This is a genomic window from Ruegeria sp. AD5, from assembly GCF_056542345.1.
Genome location: NZ_JBQFZR010000002.1, coordinates 812,066 through 831,066 on the forward strand (window position 1 = coordinate 812,066; position 19,001 = coordinate 831,066).

Genomic DNA, 19,001 nt, shown 5'->3' on the forward strand with positions numbered 1-19,001 from the left:
CGGCCTGCTTGGCCATTGTGCCCTGCTAATCTCAAAAAGGTATAATGCGTTCATCATATATGAGCAACAGCATGAAAAAGATCATGCAAATAGGCTGAAAGCCTATTGATTTTGCTTATCATCAGACTAGCCTGTGACGCGTAGCGAGGAGCTTAGCAGCGCCCGTTGGGGTCAACTTGACGATTTCTGAATACTGCGCAGCCGCTGTGCCGCCGCAAACCTGTTTTTGCTGAAGATACAAACGGAAATCTGGGACAGAAGTGACCGACATCAATCGCAGCCCCGCAGAATTGCGCAGCATGTTCGGAGCCAACCTCAGGCAGCTCGCAAACAGTTATCGGTCGGTTTCAGAGCTTTGCCGCCAATTGGGTATCAATCGAACTCAGTTTAATCGCTATCTGTCAGGTGAAAGTTTTCCCAGGCCGGATGTGCTGGACCGGATGTGTCGATTCTTCGATATCGACGCGCGTATCCTGCTGAAACCTTTGGATGAAATAGAACCGGTCGCCGCTCATCCCGCATCAGAAATCATCGATCGATTTCTCGTCACCGGGTCAGAAAAAACTATGGCGACCGGATTTTATCACGCCGCTGAGGCCTCACCAAACCGACGCGAACCAACACTTCACCGGCTACTGTTTATGCGCCGCATTAGGCATTGCACCTTGCTGCGCAGCTATGAACCCTTGTCGCATATGCCGAAATGCTCCGCGCCCATGCGTGAGGTTCAGGGCATCGTTTCTCACATCGGCGGACAAGTCTGCGCATTGATGTCCCGGCCCGGCGCACAGGATTGCAGAATGATGGTTCTGAACCTTCCGCCTGAATGGGCACCTCAGGAATGGTCGGGTTATGTGTATCGGTTGGCCGGTGGCAGTGGATCCGATGTAAGACGGCTTACGCTGCATCACCTTGGGCATGATTTGTCCGCAGCACTGCAATCGGCCCGAAAGGCGCACAATTCATCAGGGCCTGACTTAAACGGACAGATTTAAGAGGGTGTCGGCTGAGCAACCCCGGACGGATCGTTGTCCAAGATCAAGCGATAAAGATGCCAGCTGGCATGCCCCAGCAAAGGCAGGACGATAAACAGGCCCAGGAACCAAGGGATCATCGCCAAAAAAGTGATGATCGCGATGAAGGCCCCCCACGCCAGCATCACACCCATGTTCGCTTTGACATAGGCAAAGCTGGTGATCATCGCGGTCACAAAATCCAGCTCACGATCCAGCAGCATAGGAATCGACAGCACGGTGATCATGTACAGAATGATTGCAAATACGGCCCCGACCAGTGTGCCCAGTACCAACATGCTCAGCCCATTCGGGGTCAGGAACACCTCAAATGATGTTGAAATATTGGTCATCGTCGACAGCCCCATGAACAGCGCAAAGATCATGTGGCCCAGAAAGAACCAGAACAGAAAGATCACCACGATAATGGCGCAGATCGACGGCAGTTGCCTTCGGCTTTGCTGTATGACCACGCCGAATATCGCACCGGGATTCAACGGCTCGCCCAGTTCCAACCGGTGCGAGACCTCATATAATCCCACGGCAGCAAACGGCCCGATCAGGGGAAAGCCGATCGCGGCCAAAACCAGCCAGAACGACGTTCCCGTCTGCAGCGTGACCCACGCCATCAGCCACCCGGCCAGCACGTAGAAGCCTGCGAACAGAAGTCCGAAAAGCGGCGCGCGGCGATAATCCTGCCAAGCTCGGCGTAACGCTTCTTTCAGCATCGCGGTATCAACGGGTTTCAGCGTCGGCACACCAAAGGGTTTGTCCATTCTTGTTTTCTCCTCCCGGGCGGTTGTTCTACATGGCGGGTCGTTTCTGAGGCCAAAGCGTTGCAGAATGATATGCCGCCCCAGTCGACAAGATCCGCGCATCTGCACCACGCGGACCGAACAGCTGCATTCCCATCGGCAGCCCTTGTGCTCCAAAACCGACAGGCGCACCCAGACAGGGCAACCCCAAAAGGCTGACGGGTGTCACGACCTGCATCCAGCGATGGTAGGTATCCATCCCCTGCCCCTTGATTTCGGTTGGGTACGGCGTTTCGAGCTCGAACGGCCAGACCTGCGCTGCGGGCAACACCAAGGCGTCATAGTCTTCGAAAAGCTCCACCGCCCGCTTGTGCCAGTCAGACCGGTTCACACTGGCCCGGTGCACATCCATCGCGCTGAGCGCCAGGCCGCGCTCCAACTCCCATTGCGCGGTATCTTTGAGTGATGATTTCTTCTTGGCCAAAGGCTCCAACCCTGCGGCCACTGACCAGGAGCGCAGAGTAATCCAACTGTCCCAGATCAGGTCCGCGTCAAACGGTGGTGCAAGCGCCTCAACGCGCGCACCGCGTTCTTCGAAAACGTGCAACGCATCGCGGCATAGCGCGAGGATACCCTCTTCGCACGGAAACGCCCCGCCCCAGTCGCCCAACCAGCCTATGCGCATCCCTGTCAGATCAGCCGCTTGAACGGGCGACACGCGCTCGACCTCTGTGCTCAATGGCATCCTTGGATCGGGGCCGGATATGACGTCAAGCAATAGCCCGATGTCTTCAGGGCTGCGCGCCATAGGCCCCAGAGTTGAAAGCTGATGCAGATAACCGTCCCCCACTGGCTCAGACGGAACGCGCCCCCAACTTGGCCTGAACCCGTATACGTTGTTCCATGCGGCCGGGTTGCGCAGGCTGCCCATCATGTCCGAGCCGTCCGCCAGCGCCAGCATTCCCGTCGCCAACGCCACTGCTGCACCGCCCGACGAACCTCCACAGGTTTTCGTGGGATCATAGGGGTTGCGGGTTGCACCATAGACAGGATTGAACGTATGCGAACCCAGTCCGAATTCCGGCGTGTTGGTCTTACCGATCAGAATTGCCCCAGCAGCCCTTAGCCGGGCGGCCAGCAGATCGTCAGTTTGCGGCATATGATCCTTGAACAATGGCGAACCCTGCGTCGAAGTTATCCCTGCCACATTTACCAGATCTTTCACCGCTATCGGCAACCCGTGCAGCGCGCCGCGAGGTGACGCGGCATCCGCCGCCCGCGCCTCGGCCATCAAAGCGTCTTCATCCCGCAGCGCGACAATCGCGTTTACCTCACCGTTCACCTGGGCGATCCGATCCAGCGTCGCGCGCATCAGTTCTGCAGCTGAAAGCTGTCGGCGGGACAAGGCGTCAAGAATGTCCGTCGCGGATGCTCTGGTCAAATCCATGCGGGTTGGTCCTTTGGCTGCTCGTCATCAGCCTAGCGACGTGCTCGGACCATTTAAAGCCACTGTTTAAATGTATCTTTTTAGAATTTCGCGAAGAAGAGCGGCGCAAGAGCGCGCATCATCTGATCCTGAGGTCGATCCGCAAATTGCTGTCGCGGCCCAGCACATTCATCAGACCAAAGACGATCATCACCAGACTAAGCACCAGCCACAACCCGCCCCACATCATGGTGGTTCCGCCGAATTCTTCAGCCAGCATATATGCATCTGATCGCAATCCCGCGCGTCGGATCGTGTCATCGAAAATGTCAAACGGAACGTAGATCATGCTGGTCAGCCCGATGACCCGTAAAATCAGATCACACAGGTTGCGGTTCAGGAACCACGCGGTGGCCAGCATCACCGCTCCACAGCCCGCGCTGAACGCCATGGCAAACGGTTCCCGGATATACAGGAGCGCAACAATCAGCATGACTCCCCCAAAGAGACCAAGCGCAGCCCGATCGGCATTGGTGCGCAGGGCGATCATCAGCAGGCCCATCCCAAGCATCAAGGACCCAAGATATCCCGCTGACAGACTGACAAACCGATTGCCTCCTAGGCCAATAACCAGACCACCTTGTTGTGGAGAGACCGACAAACTTTCAACCGAACCACCGGTCAGTATAATGGCACCTGCATGCGAAAGCTCATGCAGGAACACAACCAGGATTTTCAACGGAAGCACCAGCATCGTGTTCCAGAACACAAACACCAACGCGACAATTGCGATCAATTGCCAGTGGCCCTTGATCAGGTTCACAGCCGAGGTCAGGGACTGCCGCAATTAGCCGTCGCCCTGTGCCTCGGACCGGCTTTTGCCCGAGACATTCAGGGCCAGTGTCGCCGCCATGAAACCATCCAGATCACCATCCAGCACACCCTTGGTGTCCGATGTCTCGTGATTGGTCCGCAAGTCTTTGACCATCTGATAGGGCTGCAGCACGTAAGACCGGATCTGGTTGCCCCAGCCCGCATCACCCTTGGCTTCGTGGGCAGCGTTGATCTCGGCGTTTCTGCGATCCAGCTCTTGCTGGTACAGCCGTGATTTCAGCGCTTTCATGGCAATATCGCGGTTCTGGTGCTGCGATTTCTCGGAACTGGTGACCACGATTCCGGTCGGAATATGCGTAATCCGAACCGCCGAGTCCGTCGTGTTCACGTGCTGACCACCCGCGCCCGAGGACCGGTAGGTATCAACGCGGATATCCGATGGGTTCACCTCGATCTCGATATTGTCGTCCACCACAGGATAAACCCAGACCGAACTGAACGAGGTATGCCGCTTGGCCGCCGAGTCGAACGGAGAGATACGCACCAAACGGTGCACACCGCTTTCCGATTTCAGCCAGCCATAGGCATTGTGGCCAGTGATCTTGTAGGCGGCGGACTTGATCCCCGCCTCTTCCCCCGCTGTCTCGGATTGCAGTTCGACCGTATAGCCCTTTTTCTCGGCCCAGCGGACATACATCCGCGCCAACATCGAGGCCCAGTCGCAGCTTTCCGTACCGCCCGCGCCCGAGTTGATCTCAAGGAAGGTATCATTGCCGTCCGCTTCGCCATCAAGCAGCGCCTCAAGCTCTTTCTTTGCGGCCTTGGTCTGCAGCTTTTTGATCGCTTCTTCGGCGTCGGTCACGACCTCTTCGTCCTCTTCCATCTCGCCCAGTTCGATCAGCTCAATATTGTCGCTGAGATCGGTCTTGATAGATTCGTAGGTCTCGATGGCATCGACCAGCAACTGCCGCTCGCGCATCAATTTCTGCGCGTTCTCGGGATTGTCCCACAGGTTCGGATCTTCAACACGCGCGTTGAATTCCTCCAACCGGTGCGGCGCTGTTTCATAGTCCATGCGCTGCGCCAGCAGCTCCAGCGACTTTTCGATTTCCGCCACAATATTCTGGGTTTCGGCGCGCATGGTCAGGTCCCAACTTGCTCAATCAGGTGTGCGTGATAGCAAGAGGTGCGAGGCACCACAAGACGACTGAGCCGGGAAACTTGGGCGGATCAGTAAAGCCCGCCGCCCTGCAGATCGCCCTGGCTGGCATTGGGGCCAACCGTGATCGTATCCCCGGTTGAGGTGGTCACCTGACGGCCCGAACTTGCCTCTTCAAACAACGGCAGGTCAGATCCCATCGCGAAGCCACCGTCATAGACGCGATCGATAAAACCATCCACGCCATCACGGAAATACTCGGCGACCACATATTCTCCACTCGCGTCTTCTGGCAGGCGCGCGCCGCTGAACCGGTCAATCTTGATGAAATGGCCACCCGGAGGCACCTCGAACGGGCCACCGCCGTATTTCTCGACTGCTTTTTCCATAAAGCTTTGGAACACAGGACCGCACAAGGTGCCGCCGTAGGCTCCTCGGCCCATAGGGCGCGGGCGGTCATAACCGATGTAGCAACCGGCCACGATATTTGAGGTGAAACCGATGAACCACGCATCCTTGGATTCGTTCGTGGTGCCGGTCTTGCCCGCTGTGGGCACGGGCAGGTTCACAACACGTGATGCAGTGCCGCGATCAACCACGCCCTTCATCATCGACGTCAATTGGTAGGCGGTGATGGCATCCATGACCTGGCTGCGATCGGTGAGGATCGTGGGCGATTCATCAGGCTCAAGCCAGCTAGAGTTACAATCGACGCACTGGCGATCGTCATGGCGATAGATGGTCTTGCCAAACCGGTCCTGAATACGGTCGACCAGTGTGGGTTCAACCCGCTCGCCACCATTGGCGAACATCGCATAGGCAGCGACCATTTTGTACAGCGTAGTCTCTTCAGACCCTAGCGAGTTCGCAAGGAACGCACCCATCCGGTCATAAACGCCAAACCGCTCGGCATAGCCTGCGACCACGGGCATTGTGACTTCTTGCGCCAGACGGATGGTCATCAGGTTCCGCGACTGTTCGATCCCGGTACGCAAGGGCGTTGGACCGTAAAACTTGTTCGTCGAGTTCTTGGGTCGCCACAGTCCCTGCGGTGTATTCACTTCAATCGGCGCATCCACAACGATCGTTGCGGGGCTGTATCCGCTGTCTAGCGCCGCTGCATAAACGAACGGTTTGAAGCTCGACCCGGGTTGGCGCTGTGCCTGAGTGGCGCGGTTAAACACGGTATCCTGATACGAGAACCCGCCCTGCATCGCCAGAACACGGCCCGAATTCACGTCCATCGCGACAAAGCCGCCCTGCACTTCTGGCACCTGACGGGCAGACCACTGCCCCTCTTCGCCAGCCATTACCAGAATGACATCGCCGCGTTTGAAATTGTCCTGGAAATTGCCCTGCATCCACTTGATGTCTTCGCGCGGGACGGTGCCATCTGCTGGGCCATCTTCGATCCCGACGGTCAGGGATTGGTCGGCCACGTTCAGAACAACGGCAGGATACCACTGCGTCGGCAGCACCACGTCGCGGGGGATTTCCATGATCGCCAGCGCCTCGCGCCACTGTGCTTCATCCGCCAGCTTCTCCTCGGCGATGACCTCGCCTGTGCCGCGCCACCGCCCACGAGAGCGGTCGTATTTCTGCAGCGCCGTGCGCAGGGCTTTCGCCGCTTCGACCTGCATTTCCTCATCCACCGAGGCGCGTACGGTGAAACCGCCAGTGAAAAACTCACCCTCGCCAAAATCCTCGCTCAACTGGCGACGGATTTCGTCGGTGAAATAGTCACGCGGCGGCAGTGCAGTGCGGAAGCTCTCAAAATCGCCGTTCTGAACCGAACGCAAAGGCATCTCGACTTCGGTCTCATAGGTGGCCTGATCGATATAGCCGTTCTGTTGCATCTCGCGCAGCACATAGTTGCGGCGGTTCAGCAAACGTTCTTTCTGCCGCACAGGATGGTAGTCCGATGGTGCCTTGGGCATCGCCGCCAGCATCGCGGCCTCATGCGGGGCCAGTTCCTGCAGAGTTTTGTTGAAATAGGTCTGCGCAGCAGCGGTCACACCATAAGAGTTCTGACCCAGAAAGATCTCGTTCATATACAGCTCGAGGATCTGTTCCTTGTCCAAGGTATCCTCAAGCCGGGTGGCGAGGATAATTTCCTTGATCTTGCGCTCGGCCCGGCGGTCGCCGGACAGCAGGAAGTTCTTCATCACCTGCTGTGTAATCGTTGATGCACCACGTACGGTTTCGCCCTTGGTGCGCACGGCCTCGACCCCGGCAGCAATGATACCCCGCGGGTCATAGCCCTGATGGGTATAGAAATTCTTGTCTTCCGCCGAGATAAACGCTTGTTTTACCAGATCGGGAATTTCCTCGGACGGCGTGAACAGGCGGCGCTCCTGTGCAAATTCGTCGATCAGCTGGCCCTCACCCGAGTAAATCCGGCTGATCGTCGGTGGTTTGTATTGCGCCAATGACTCGTGGCTGGGCAGGTCTCGGCCATACATCCAGAACACCGCGCCAACGACCAGCGCGGCCATAAAAATACCTAAGGTCACGAGACTGAAAATTGCCCCGAAGAACGAAAGAATGAACCGGATCACGTTACTGCCTTTTACTCGCGATGACGCCTATATAGTGTCGCCCCCGCGCAGGGTCAAAACACGAAAGGCTACAATGGCTGTTTTGCGCCGCTGCGTCATTGTCCGATCAGAGATCGCTTCACCAGATCGTCCCGACGCCAGTTCTCAAGCCCCTGCACAAGCCCATGCGCCATGGATGCGCGCCAGTTCGGATCAGAGATGTTCTTGAAATCGCGCGGGCTGGACAAAAAACCCAACTCAACCAGAACCGATGGGATATCTGCTGCCTTCAACACCGAAAACGACGAAGAACGTAGCGGACGACGATTCATCGGGCCTCCCTGCTGCGTCATTCCATCCACCAGCGAGCGCGCCAGTGCGCTACTGCGTGGCACGGTCTCTTGCCGAGCCAGATCCAGCAACACATCAGCGACCTGATCGTCCGCACCGCTGAGATCAATGCCTGCGATCAAATCACTCCGGTCATGCCGTTCGGCCAGCTTTTGACTGGCAACGTCTGAAGCTTCCTCTGAAAGAGTGTAGACGACCGACCCATGCGCCAGCCCTTCGGAAAGCGAATCCGCGTGCAGTGAGATAAACACGTCGGCCCCGGCCTGATGTGCCAGCGAGATACGGCGTTCGAGCGAGACGAATTGATCGTCAACACGCGTCATCACCACTTCGAAACCGCCGGTACGCAGCAGCGCCTCTCGCAGCTCTCGCGCGAACGTTAGCATCAGTGTTTTCTCATTTGTATCAGCGAATTCTGCCCCGGGATCAATGCCGCCATGCCCGGGATCCAGCATGACCCGTACCGCCCGCACACCGTCGCGCCGTGGCAGTGCCGGTGTCACTGCGGGTTCCGGCAAATCCCAGCCGGGCTGACGGGGGGCACCTGCGCTGGCTGCAAAACTGTCAAAATCAGTGCCTTTTAGGTGCAGCGATAGTTGAGCAGTGCCCGTCGCCTGATCAACCCGCAGATCAGCTGTTTCCACCGCCAGCGGAGCGCCCAGCTCCAACACCAGACGCGACCAACCGGGCACGTATGCCCCGAATTGAACACCGCTGATCCGGCTGGTTTGTAGGAAGGTCTCGCGGTTCAGGCCAGACCAGTCGACCTCTTGGAAATCCAGAACCACGCGGTATGGATCGCGCAGCGTGAACACGCGGTATGGCACGCCTTGAGTCAGCCCAAGTTCGACCCTTACGCCGGTATTACCATCATCGACGATGCCGCTCTGGTCCGGAAGGACGCGTGCGAGCGCGCTGAAGTCCTGCGCGACAGCGACACCGTTCAACGCCCAGATCAGGGCGATTGCGTAGAAAATCCTGCTCATGGCCTCAAGTTATCCCGAGATCGTTTGAGGCAGAGCCTATCGCATGACGCCGCCTTTGTGAACGCTTTAGGCCGATTGCGGGATCGCACCCCGCTTGGCCATAAAACGTTGTAGCCGATCCAGCCCATCCTGAATGTCTTCGGTCGATCGCGCATAGGAAAATCGCAGCGTCGTATGCCCGCGCACTGGGTCGAAATCCAGCCCCGGCGTCACGGCAACCCCGGCTTTGTCGAGAATCTCGGCTGCAAATGCCCGGCTGTCATCGGTCAAGTCTGAGACATCCGCGTAAACATAAAACGCCCCATCCGGCGGTGCGATATTGGTAAAACCGGCCTTGGGCAACCCGTCCAGCATCAACAGACGATTGCGGCGGTATACATCCAGATTTGCCTGCAATTCGTCGTTACAATCTATAGCTGCCAATGCGGCCACCTGACTGGCGTGAGGCGCGCAGATGAACATGTTCTGGGCAATCCGCTCAACCACCCGTACCTGATCCTCGGGCACAACCATCCAGCCAACGCGCCAGCCGGTCATCGAAAAATATTTGGAGAATGAGTTTATCACATAGCACTCATCCGTCAGCTCGAGCGCAGTGACGGCTTTGGCCTCGTATTCCAGCCCGTGATAAATCTCGTCACTGATGAACGATGCACCCTGCGCGTGCGCCGCATCGATCAGCGCCTGCATCGCCGCATGATCCAGCATTGTCCCAGTCGGGTTGGCAGGCGAGGCAACCATCAATCCCTGCAAATCAAGCCCCGTGAAATCGGCGGGCACCGGCTGCAGCCGGTTTTCCGGTGCTGTCGGCAAGTCTACCGGCACCAAACCCAATGCTTTCAGGATTTGCCTATATGAGGGATATCCCGGGGCACCAATCCCCACCCGATCACCGCTGTCGAACAGAGCGGTAAAGGCGAGCAAAAACCCGCCCGATGATCCCGGTGTGATGACCACCCGTTCTGGATTGAGATCAACGCCATACCATTCACCATACATCTGCGCGATCCGCTGACGAAGAGCGGGCAAACCCAAAGCCACCGTATACCCAAGCGGCCCTTGTTCCATGGCCTTCGCCAATGCTTCGGTTGCCCCTTTGGGTGCGCCGGTCCCCGGTTGACCTACTTCCATGTGAACGACATGCCGCCCGGCTTCTTCCGCCTTGCGCGCGGCCTCCATCACGTCCATCACGATGAAGGGATCGACCCCGGAACGGGTTGAGTTTCTCATGGCCATCTCCCATGTTGCAGCCATGGCTTTTGAACGCTTATCCCGGCTGGCGTCAATCCCGGCCGTGTTGCTGCTGGCAGTGACATGGTCGATCAGCGCCATGCAGGCCAGCGCGCAAAGCCTTATCCGCGATCCCGACATTGAACACGGGCTGCAAGAGCTCGCCTTTCCGATCCTGCGGGCCGCTGGCCTGAACACCAACCGGGTGCGCGTACTGATCGTCAATGATGGTACGTTCAATGCCTTCGTGATCGATTACAACACGATCTATATCAACTATGGCTTGATCCTGAGCGTCGATACGCCCGAGATGCTGCAAGCGGTGATCGCACACGAGGCCGCGCACATCGCCAACGGCCACCTGGCCAGACGCTCAGAGAACCTGCGAGCGGCACAACGTAACGCGCAGCTTGGGACGCTTTTAGCGCTTGCAGCCGCAGCCGCAGGTGGCGGAGAAGCTGCAGCAGGAATTGCAGCGGGCACACAAGCCTCGGCGCTGCGCAGCTTTCTGGGCCATACGCGGGCCGAAGAAGCCTCGGCGGATCGAAGTGCTGCCAGCTATTTGCGTTGGGCGGGAGTATCTCCGCGCGGGATGGTCAACCTGCACCGTAAGTTCGCGGGGCAAGAGCTGTTGAACCCCGTCAATCAAGACCCCTACATGCGCTCACACCCAACCAGCCGCGAACGTTTGCGCGCCGCCGAGGCCTTTCTGAACGAATTCGGCGACAAGGCAGAGCAAAACGCAAATGCCGATTACTGGTTTGCGCGGATCAAAGGTAAGTTGTCAGCCTTTCTTCGATCCCCGGCCTGGACCATGCGTCGCGCGGGCGAAGAAAAAGATCGTGACATACGCCTGATGCGCGAGGCATCGGCCCATCATCAAAATCGCGATCTCGCCCGTGCCCGCGCCGCAATCGATGGTGCGCTGGAGATTCGCCCTGACGATCCGTTTTTTTATGAATTGAAGGGCCAGATTCTATTGGAGAACCGGCGCGTGCCCGAAGCTGTGGATGCCTACGGTGCAGCCGTTGATATGGCGCCCAACAATGCCCTGATCCTCGCCGGTTACGGACGTGCTTTGCTGGCGGATGGCAAGACGAAGAAAGCCCTGCAAGTGCTTGAAAAGGCGCGCGCACGCGACTATCGCAATGCCCGGCTGATGCAGGATCTGGGTTCTGCCTATTCGCAGGTGGGCAACAACGGAATGGCGTCTGCGGTGACTGCAGAACGCTATGCGCTGCAGGGCCGACTTGATGATGCGGGCATACATGCTAAACGGGCTGTTGCACAGCTCCCCGAAGGCTCTCCGGGTTGGCAAAGGGCACAGGATGTGTTGATTGCCTCGGAGCGCGCAAAGAAGAAGAAAAAGAGGAAACGGAAATGATCCTGAGACATGCTGCACCGGCCCTATTGGGTCTTTCCCTGATCACTGGTCCTGCGCAGGCGCTGGAATTGAACGCGATGAGCGACGCCGAGAAGGCCGAGTTTGGCGCACAAGTGCGCGAATACCTTCTGGAAAACCCCGAAGTGATCCTCGAGGCGATCAACATCCTTGAGGAACGCAATGCCGTTGCCGAGGCTCAGGCTGACAAGGAGCTCGTCGCGGCCAACGCTGACGAGCTTTTTAATGACGGTTACAGCTGGGTCGGTGGCAATCCGGACGGCGATATTACTCTGGTCGAGTTCATGGACTACCGTTGCGGTTACTGCCGGCGCGCCGTGCCCGAAGTGGCCACCCTGCTGGCCGAGGACGGCAATATCCGTCTTGTGATTAAGGAATTGCCGATCCTGGGCGATGCCTCTGTAGCGTCATCCCGCTTTGCCATCGCAACAAAACAGGTAGCCGGAGACGATGCCTATAAGCAGGTCCATGACGCTCTGCTGGAATTCAGCGGCGAGCCCTCAGAGGTGACCCTGCGCCGGATTTCAGATGGGCTGGGTCTGGACAGCGACGCGATCATCGCGGCAATGAACAGCGATGAGGTCACCGAAGAAATCGCAAAAACCCGCGATCTGGCGCAAAAGCTGCGGATTTCAGGCACACCGTCCTTTGTTCTGGGCACCGAAATGATGCGCGGGTACCTGCCCGCAGACCAAATGCTCCAGATCGCAAATGGAGTTCGGGCAGAACAGGGTTAAGTCATCACTGTAGGTTTCCAGCATGGATCGACGGAACCTCTTACTCACTGGAGGCGCGCTGAGTTTTATGGGCCTGTCTAAGCAAACCCTCGCTCAGCGCACCTCAAACTTCTTTGTACCGGCGGAAGAAGCGCCCCACGAACGCACATTTATGCAATGGCCGGTCAGCCGCAAAGTTTACCGTGACCAGATCTTTCTGGATATGGTGCAACAAACCATCGCGGAAATCGCGAACGCCATTTCCGCCTTTGAACCCGTGACAATGCTTGCGGCGGCAAAGCACCATGCGGATGCGCGTCAAAAACTTTCCTCATCAGTCGAGCTCTGGGATGTTCCAACCGAAGATTTGTGGTGCCGCGACGCAGGTCCAATCTTCGTGATCGACAATCGAGGCGGGATTGCGGTCACTCGTATCCAGTTCAATGGCTGGGGCCGGAAACAGGTGCACAAACACGATGCGCAAATCGCCAGTAAGGTTGCCGATCACCTCGGCCTGCCCCTGCTTCCGTCCGGCTTGAGGGGCGAGGCCGGTGGTGTAGAACAAGACGGGCATGGGTTGATCATGGCCCATGAAAGCTCGTGGGTGAATGAGAACCGCAATCCAGACCTGTCACGCAACGAAATTGAATCCCGATTACTGGCAGCCTATGGGGCTGACCGCATGGTCTGGTCTGATGGGGTCTGGGGCGAGGATATCACCGATTACCACATCGACAGTCTGGCGCGCTTCACCGGCCCTGGGCGCGTTTTGATCAACCTGCCAGACGAGCCGGATATGGATGATCCGTTTCATGTCGCGGCCCTTGATACTCATGACCGTCTCGTCGCCGAAGGATTGCAGGTTGAGGTGATCCCTGAACCCAATAGGCGCCGAGTTAACGATCCCGAATTCGTGGCGTCTTATGCGAATTACTATGCTTGTAATGGCGGCATCGTGATGGCCCAGTTCGGAGACCGCGAAACCGATGAGATTGCACAGATGGCCCTGGCTCGTCACTACCCCGGGCGCGAGATCATTGCATTGAATGTCGACGTATTGGGCGAGCTGGGCGGCGGCATTCACTGCGCAACACAGCAAATGCCTGTTGCATAGGCCTTGTTACTCAGCAGCTTCAGCTGCCGCATCCAACTCTGCTGCCTTCTTTTCGACCTCTTCAACGATGTGATCAATCATCTGGTCGTTTGACATCTTGTGGCTGGCTTTGCCTGCCAGATAGACCATGCCCGAGCCTGCCCCGCCACCGGTGAAACCGACATCGGTCATCAGCGCCTCACCCGGACCGTTCACGACACAGCCGATGATCGACAGGCTCATGGGTGTCTTGATGTGTTCCAAGCGATGCTCCAACGCCTCAACCGTTTTGATTACGTCAAATCCCTGTCGCGCGCAGGAGGGGCATGAGATGATGTTCACGCCGCGATGGCGCAGGCCCAGAGATTTCAGGATCTCATAGCCGACCTTGACCTCTTCCACCGGATCAGCAGACAGGCTGACGCGGATCGTGTCGCCAATGCCCATCCACAGCAGATTGCCCAGACCGATGGCCGATTTGATGGTGCCGCTGACCAGCCCTCCGGCCTCGGTGATGCCCAGATGGATGGGCGCATCCGTCGCCTCGGCAATGCCCTGATAAGCCGCGGCTGACAGGAATACGTCGCTGGCTTTCACACTGATCTTGAAATTGTGAAAGTCGTTGTCTTCGAGAATACGGATATGCTCCAACCCGCTCTCGACCATCGCTTCGGGGCACGGCTCGCCGTATTTCTCAAGCAGGTGCTTTTCCAGGCTCCCTGCGTTCACCCCGATCCGGATCGAGCAATTGTGGTCTCGCGCGGCTTTGATGACCTCTTTCACCCGTTTTTCATCGCCGATATTGCCCGGATTGATCCGCAGACAGGCCGCACCGGCCTCGGCGGATTCGATTCCGCGACGGTAGTGGAAATGAATATCAGCCACGATAGGAACAGGGCTTTCGCGCACGATCTCTTTCAGCGCTTTTGACGAGGCCTCATCCGGGACCGAGACCCGCACGATATCCGCCCCCGCCTCTGCTGCCGCCTGCACCTGTGCCACGGTCGCAGCCACGTCGGTGGTCAGCGTGTTGGTCATGGTCTGCACGGCAATCGGTGCGTCACCTCCGACGGGCACATTGCCAACCATGATCTGGCGGGATTTGCGGCGATAGATATTGCGCCAGGGGCGCACGTGATTGAGCGACATGAGGATCGATCCGGATCAGCCTGAATTGACCCTTAGATAGTTCGCCATCCCTTGGGGAGCAATGCCAAGATCACTCGGCGGGCGCTTCTGCCGCCTCGGTCTGCAGCTCGGCCACCAGTTGCTTGAGTGCGCTGTTCTGATCGGCCTCAAGATCGGCAACTGCGAAGGTTTCTGCAACGGCATCTTTTGACAGAACAACACCTTTGGCCACCGTACCCGGCGCGCCCACAGGACCAAAATGTTCGCCATTCATCGAGAAATAGACCGACCCCGCGGCTCCTGCTCGCAGTTGCGGGGGTTCCTCGGTGAGCGGCACCTCGAACGTGCTGCCCTGCTCAACGGTGCCCAGAGTTCCTTCGAAAATCACGCTGCCATCGGCTGCCGTGACACGCATCCAAGCGGGGTTCACGGCCACGATCTTCAGCGTTGTATCCAGCTTTTCAACCACTTGAGGCAAGGCCGGGCGTTCAACCGTATGCACTTCGGTCACTTTGATTTGCGGAGGTTCAGGCGCGCGGAACGTTCCGACACTGCGCGGATCAAGGGTGGAAATCGGCGCATCCCGCGCCACCAGCACCGGCACATCAAGCGCCTGCGGACGATACAGACGATCCAGCGCTTCAGAGCTTGGCACCTCGGCGCTGGCCAGTTCGGTTCCCTCGGGCCGGGCCTGCGCGGCATCCAGCGGATCAAGGTCTGTAAGCACGACGGGGGCCTGCTCAACCGGGCTGACCTGCACCTGCTGAATGCGGTTCAGAACCGACCAGCCCCCATAACCGATGCCGCCAATGACGGCCAACAGCACCAGCGTCGATCCAATAGCACGCGGTTCAATCTGGCTGACTACGGATTCGCGGCCCGGAATATAAGGCGTACTGGGCGAGACAAACGGATCACGTCCCATCGGCCCGCGTGAGGGCAAACCACCTTGCGCTTTTTTGACCACCGACGCCTCGGCCGACATGCCATGCGCAACCTCGAAACCGCTTTCCTGACAGAAGGTCGCAAAAGTCTCATCGGGGTTCATGCCCAGATAGCGGGCATATGAACGCACATACCCGGCGATGAAGCCGGGTGTGTCAAAGGCATCGGGATCTGCATTTTCGATGGCGGCGATGTAGTTGGCTTTGATTCGCAGTTCACGCTGCACATCCAGAAGCGACTTGCCCATCGTTGCACGTTCGCCGCGCATGACATCGCCAAGCCGTACCTCATAGTCATCAAAACCCTTGGGTCTGACGTCCATGTCTTCTTCGGAATCGCGCTGTGATCTGCGCCCAATCATTCCTGCTGCCCCATCTTTGCCTGTCGCGTGTTACGCGCAAACGTCGAATCGCCCCTATAACGATTCGTCCGCTTCTTTTGTTAGCGTAAGCTTAACACGCAGCAAACTCGTTGCACACTTTAGCGTGAGGTTAACCAGCAAGTTCGGCGCGATTTAGCGCACAATGTGACCAAAGTTCGTCCATCGCCTGCACCAGACGGTTCATTTCGTCGGGTCCATGCACCGGAGATGGCGTAAACCGCAGACGTTCGGTGCCGCGCGGAACGGTCGGGAAATTGATTGGCTGCACATAGATACCATAGTCATCCAGCAGCATATCGCTCAACTTCTTGGTGTGGACGGGGTTGCCAACGATCACCGGCACAATGTGGCTGCCGTGATCAATCAGAGGCATGCCAAGCCCTTTCAGCCTCAGCTTAAGAATGCTGGCCTGGGTCTGGTGCTGCTCGCGCAGTTCAGGCGCGCGCTTGAGATAGGCCACCGAGGCTGCCGCCCCTGCCGCAACCGCAGGTGGCAGCGAGGTAGTGAAGATGAAGCCCGGCGCATAGGACCGGATGGCGTCACACATCTTGGCACTCGCCGCGATGTAGCCGCCCATGACACCATAGGCTTTGGCAAGCGTTCCGTTGATGATGTCAATGCGATGCGCCAACCGATCACGCTCGGTTACGCCCCCGCCGCGGGGGCCGTACATGCCAACCGCGTGAACCTCATCAATATAGGTCAAAGCACCGAATTCATCGGCCAGATCGCAAATCTCTTCAATGGGTCCGAAATCGCCATCCATCGAATAGACCGACTCAAACGCGATCAGCTTGGGGGCTGCAGGGTCATCAGCCTCCAGCAACTCACGCAGATGTGCCACGTCATTGTGGCGGAAGATGCGTTTGGCACCCCCGTTGCGGCGCACGCCTTCGATCATCGACGCATGGTTCAGTGCATCGGAATATATAATCAGGCCGGGGAACAGTTTTGGCAGAGTGCTGAGTGTCGCGTCATTGGCGATATAGGCACTGGTGAATAGCAGTGCGGCTTCTTTGCCGTGCAAGTCCGCCAATTCAGCTTCCAGCCGTTTGTGATAGACTGTCGTGCCTGAAATGTTGCGCGTCCCGCCCGAGCCTGCGCCTGCGGCCTCCACCGCCTCGTGCATGGCCTCCAAAACAACAGGATTCTGACCCATGCCCAAATAATCATTGCCACACCACACGGTGATGTTCTGCTGCGAACCATCGGGACAAGTCCGTACCGCATGCGGAAAATGACCGTTCCGACGTTCAATATCGATAAAGGTCCGATAACGTCCTTCGTCATGCAGCCTGGCAATCGCTGTATCGATCTGAGCAGTATAGTCCAACGGACCCTCCTTGGATGCCCGGTTATTATAGCCCCGGGCGACTTTTTTCGCCACTTCACAAGCCGGGCTGGAAGTATGGCGTCGCGTTCATCTGTCCAACTGGCCTACAGCCGAACAGCCGAACCCAACTTTGATTTGCATCAAATAACGCCAAACGCCTAAACCGACAAGCAAAGTTACGACCACAAGACGCGAGGAAACGCCGCAGGCCTTTTCCCCAGATCCAGCACAGAAACCTGCTGGACGGTACCGCCCATGCTGATAGGCTCTGCCCAATTTCAAGACCTTCCCAGGAGACCCCTATGTCGCTTGACGCTGTACTGAGCCGGATCGATACCGATCTGACCACCTCCATCGACCGCCTGATGGAGTTTCTGCGCATTCCCTCCATCTCGACTGACCCGGCCTTCAAGGACCAAGTCGACCAGGCTGCCGATTGGCTGGTGGCGGATCTGAAAAGTATCGGTATTGCAGCCGAAAAGCGCGAAACTCCGGGACATCCCATGGTCGTTGGCCATGTCGGTGAGGACAGCGGTGGGCCGCATGTTCTGTTCTATGGGCACTATGATGTGCAACCTGTCGATCCGCTGGAGCTGTGGACACGCGATCCTTTCGATCCGGCTTTGGAAGACACTCCACACGGACAGGTGATACGCGGGCGCGGCGCTTCTGACGACAAAGGCCAACTGATGACCTTCGTCGAGGCCTGCCGCGCCTGGAAAGCAGTGCATGGCACCCTGCCCTGCCGCATCACGTTTTTCTTCGAAGGTGAGGAAGAATCCGGGTCGCCCTCGCTCGTGCCATTTCTCAAAGCAAACAAATCCGAGCTTCAGGCGGATCTCGCGTTGGTCTGTGATACTTCGATGGTGTCGCGGGGGGTGCCTTCGATAGCGTCGCAATTGCGCGGCATGCTCAAGGATGAATTCACAATCATCGGTCCCCGCATCGACCTGCATTCGGGCCACTATGGCGGGCCGGGTCTGAACCCGCTGCGGGAACTGTCGCGCATCGTCGCATCCTTCTATGATGAAGAAACCGGCCGCGTCGCAGTCGAAGGTTTTTACGAAGGCGTACACGAAGTCCCGGCCGAGCAGTTGCGCCAATGGGAGAATTGCGGGTTCGATGAAACGGAATACCTGAATTCGGTTGGCTATACCGAGCCGCACGGTGAAACAGGCTATTCCACGCTGGAACAACAATGGGCGCGACCCACGCTCGAAGTGAATGGCCTTTGGGGAGGTTACAACGGCGCGGGCTCCAAAACCGTTATCCCGTCCGAGGCACATTGCAAGATCACCTGCCGCCTGGTCGGCGACATGGACCCGGACGCGCTCCGCAAAAGGATCCGCAAACATGTCGAAGAGCGCCTGTCTACGGATGCTAAAGTGGTCTGGGACAGTGATCTCGAAGGCTCGCCTGCTTCCGTGATGAACCTTAGCCGCCCAGAATTCGAAGCGGCCCGCGGAGCACTTTCGGACGAGTGGAATCGCGAGGCCGTTTTCACCGGGATGGGCGGATCAATCCCGGTGGTTGGATATTTCAATACAGTGTTGGGGCTGGATTCGATGCTGGTTGGGTATGCCAATGACGATGATGCCATCCACTCGCCGAACGAGAAATACGACGTCAAAAGCTTCCACAAAGGCATCCGCTCGTGGGCCCGTATATTGGAAGCAATAAATAAATGAGGATCCTTTGCGAGGCTCTGCCT

The 19,001-nt window shown here is 57.7% G+C and carries 15 protein-coding genes; 5 read left to right on the forward strand and 10 right to left on the reverse strand.

Annotated features, from left to right (window positions below; genetic code table 11):
* The first annotated feature begins 299 nt into the window (after positions 1-299).
* Positions 300-995 (forward strand): helix-turn-helix domain-containing protein, encoded by a 696-nt coding sequence (locus ACR0JG_RS12610; RefSeq protein WP_170404700.1) that lies wholly within the window; start codon positions 300-302, stop codon positions 993-995.
* Here ACR0JG_RS12610 and ACR0JG_RS12615 read toward each other — a convergent pair.
* The 7 genes from ACR0JG_RS12615 to ACR0JG_RS12645 all read right to left on the reverse strand — a co-directional run bounded on the left by ACR0JG_RS12615 (position 992) and on the right by ACR0JG_RS12645 (position 10,291).
* Complete coding sequence (locus ACR0JG_RS12615; RefSeq protein ID WP_170663664.1) at positions 992-1,789, reverse strand: DUF2189 domain-containing protein; 798 nt, start codon at positions 1,787-1,789, stop codon at positions 992-994. The genes ACR0JG_RS12610 and ACR0JG_RS12615 overlap by 4 nt on opposite strands.
* Positions 1,790-1,817: 28 nt before the next feature.
* A complete protein-coding gene (locus ACR0JG_RS12620) occupies positions 1,818-3,215 on the reverse strand; it encodes an amidase (protein WP_480570156.1) in 1,398 nt (465 codons plus the stop codon).
* 118 nt (positions 3,216-3,333) lie between these two features.
* Complete coding sequence (locus ACR0JG_RS12625; RefSeq protein WP_480570159.1) at positions 3,334-4,041, reverse strand: M50 family metallopeptidase; 708 nt, start codon at positions 4,039-4,041, stop codon at positions 3,334-3,336.
* Positions 4,042-5,169: a peptide chain release factor 2 gene (prfB, locus tag ACR0JG_RS12630; protein ID WP_170566005.1), complete on the reverse strand. Its 1,128-nt coding sequence runs from the start codon at positions 5,167-5,169 to the stop codon at positions 4,042-4,044.
* Between the two features lie 89 nt (positions 5,170-5,258).
* Complete coding sequence (locus tag ACR0JG_RS12635; RefSeq protein WP_170396564.1) at positions 5,259-7,745, reverse strand: PBP1A family penicillin-binding protein; 2,487 nt, start codon at positions 7,743-7,745, stop codon at positions 5,259-5,261.
* A gap of 95 nt (positions 7,746-7,840) precedes the next feature.
* Complete coding sequence (locus ACR0JG_RS12640) at positions 7,841-9,061, reverse strand: N-acetylmuramoyl-L-alanine amidase (RefSeq protein ID WP_170626681.1); 1,221 nt, start codon at positions 9,059-9,061, stop codon at positions 7,841-7,843.
* Positions 9,062-9,127: 66 nt separating this feature from the next.
* Positions 9,128-10,291 (reverse strand): pyridoxal phosphate-dependent aminotransferase, encoded by a 1,164-nt coding sequence (locus tag ACR0JG_RS12645; protein WP_480570162.1) that lies wholly within the window; start codon positions 10,289-10,291, stop codon positions 9,128-9,130.
* Here ACR0JG_RS12645 and ACR0JG_RS12650 point away from each other — a divergent pair.
* From ACR0JG_RS12650 to ACR0JG_RS12660, 3 genes are read left to right on the forward strand one after another with little or no spacing between them, the layout of a single operon-like run.
* A complete protein-coding gene (locus tag ACR0JG_RS12650; protein WP_170646602.1) occupies positions 10,290-11,675 on the forward strand; it encodes a M48 family metalloprotease in 1,386 nt (461 codons plus the stop codon). The two genes, ACR0JG_RS12645 and ACR0JG_RS12650, sit on opposite strands and share 2 nt — an antisense overlap.
* Positions 11,672-12,430: a DsbA family protein gene (locus ACR0JG_RS12655; protein WP_170396556.1), complete on the forward strand. Its 759-nt coding sequence runs from the start codon at positions 11,672-11,674 to the stop codon at positions 12,428-12,430. The genes ACR0JG_RS12650 and ACR0JG_RS12655 overlap by 4 nt, the downstream gene beginning before the upstream one ends.
* 22 nt (positions 12,431-12,452) lie before the next feature.
* Positions 12,453-13,523 carry an agmatine deiminase family protein gene (locus tag ACR0JG_RS12660; RefSeq protein ID WP_480570167.1) on the forward strand — a complete coding sequence of 357 codons (1,071 nt, stop codon included), beginning with the start codon at positions 12,453-12,455 and terminating at the stop codon, positions 13,521-13,523.
* Positions 13,524-13,529: 6 nt separating this feature from the next.
* Here the strand turns inward: ACR0JG_RS12660 and ispG are convergent, their stop codons facing one another.
* From ispG to hemA, 3 genes are all read right to left on the reverse strand, one after another.
* Entirely contained in the window at positions 13,530-14,651 is a 1,122-nt protein-coding gene (gene ispG, locus ACR0JG_RS12665) for a flavodoxin-dependent (E)-4-hydroxy-3-methylbut-2-enyl-diphosphate synthase (RefSeq protein WP_170396552.1), read from the reverse strand.
* Positions 14,652-14,721: 70 nt separating this feature from the next.
* A complete protein-coding gene (locus tag ACR0JG_RS12670) occupies positions 14,722-15,936 on the reverse strand; it encodes a helix-turn-helix domain-containing protein (RefSeq protein ID WP_480570170.1) in 1,215 nt (404 codons plus the stop codon).
* Positions 15,937-16,066: 130 nt separating this feature from the next.
* On the reverse strand, positions 16,067-17,290 hold the full coding sequence (gene hemA / locus ACR0JG_RS12675; RefSeq protein WP_170612342.1) for a 5-aminolevulinate synthase: 1,224 nt from the start codon (positions 17,288-17,290) through the stop codon (positions 16,067-16,069).
* A 302-nt stretch (positions 17,291-17,592) separates the two neighbouring features.
* Here hemA and ACR0JG_RS12680 point away from each other — a divergent pair, with 302 nt between their 5' ends.
* Positions 17,593-18,978: a dipeptidase gene (locus ACR0JG_RS12680; RefSeq protein ID WP_480561363.1), complete on the forward strand. Its 1,386-nt coding sequence runs from the start codon at positions 17,593-17,595 to the stop codon at positions 18,976-18,978.
* The last annotated feature ends 23 nt before the right edge of the window (positions 18,979-19,001 follow it).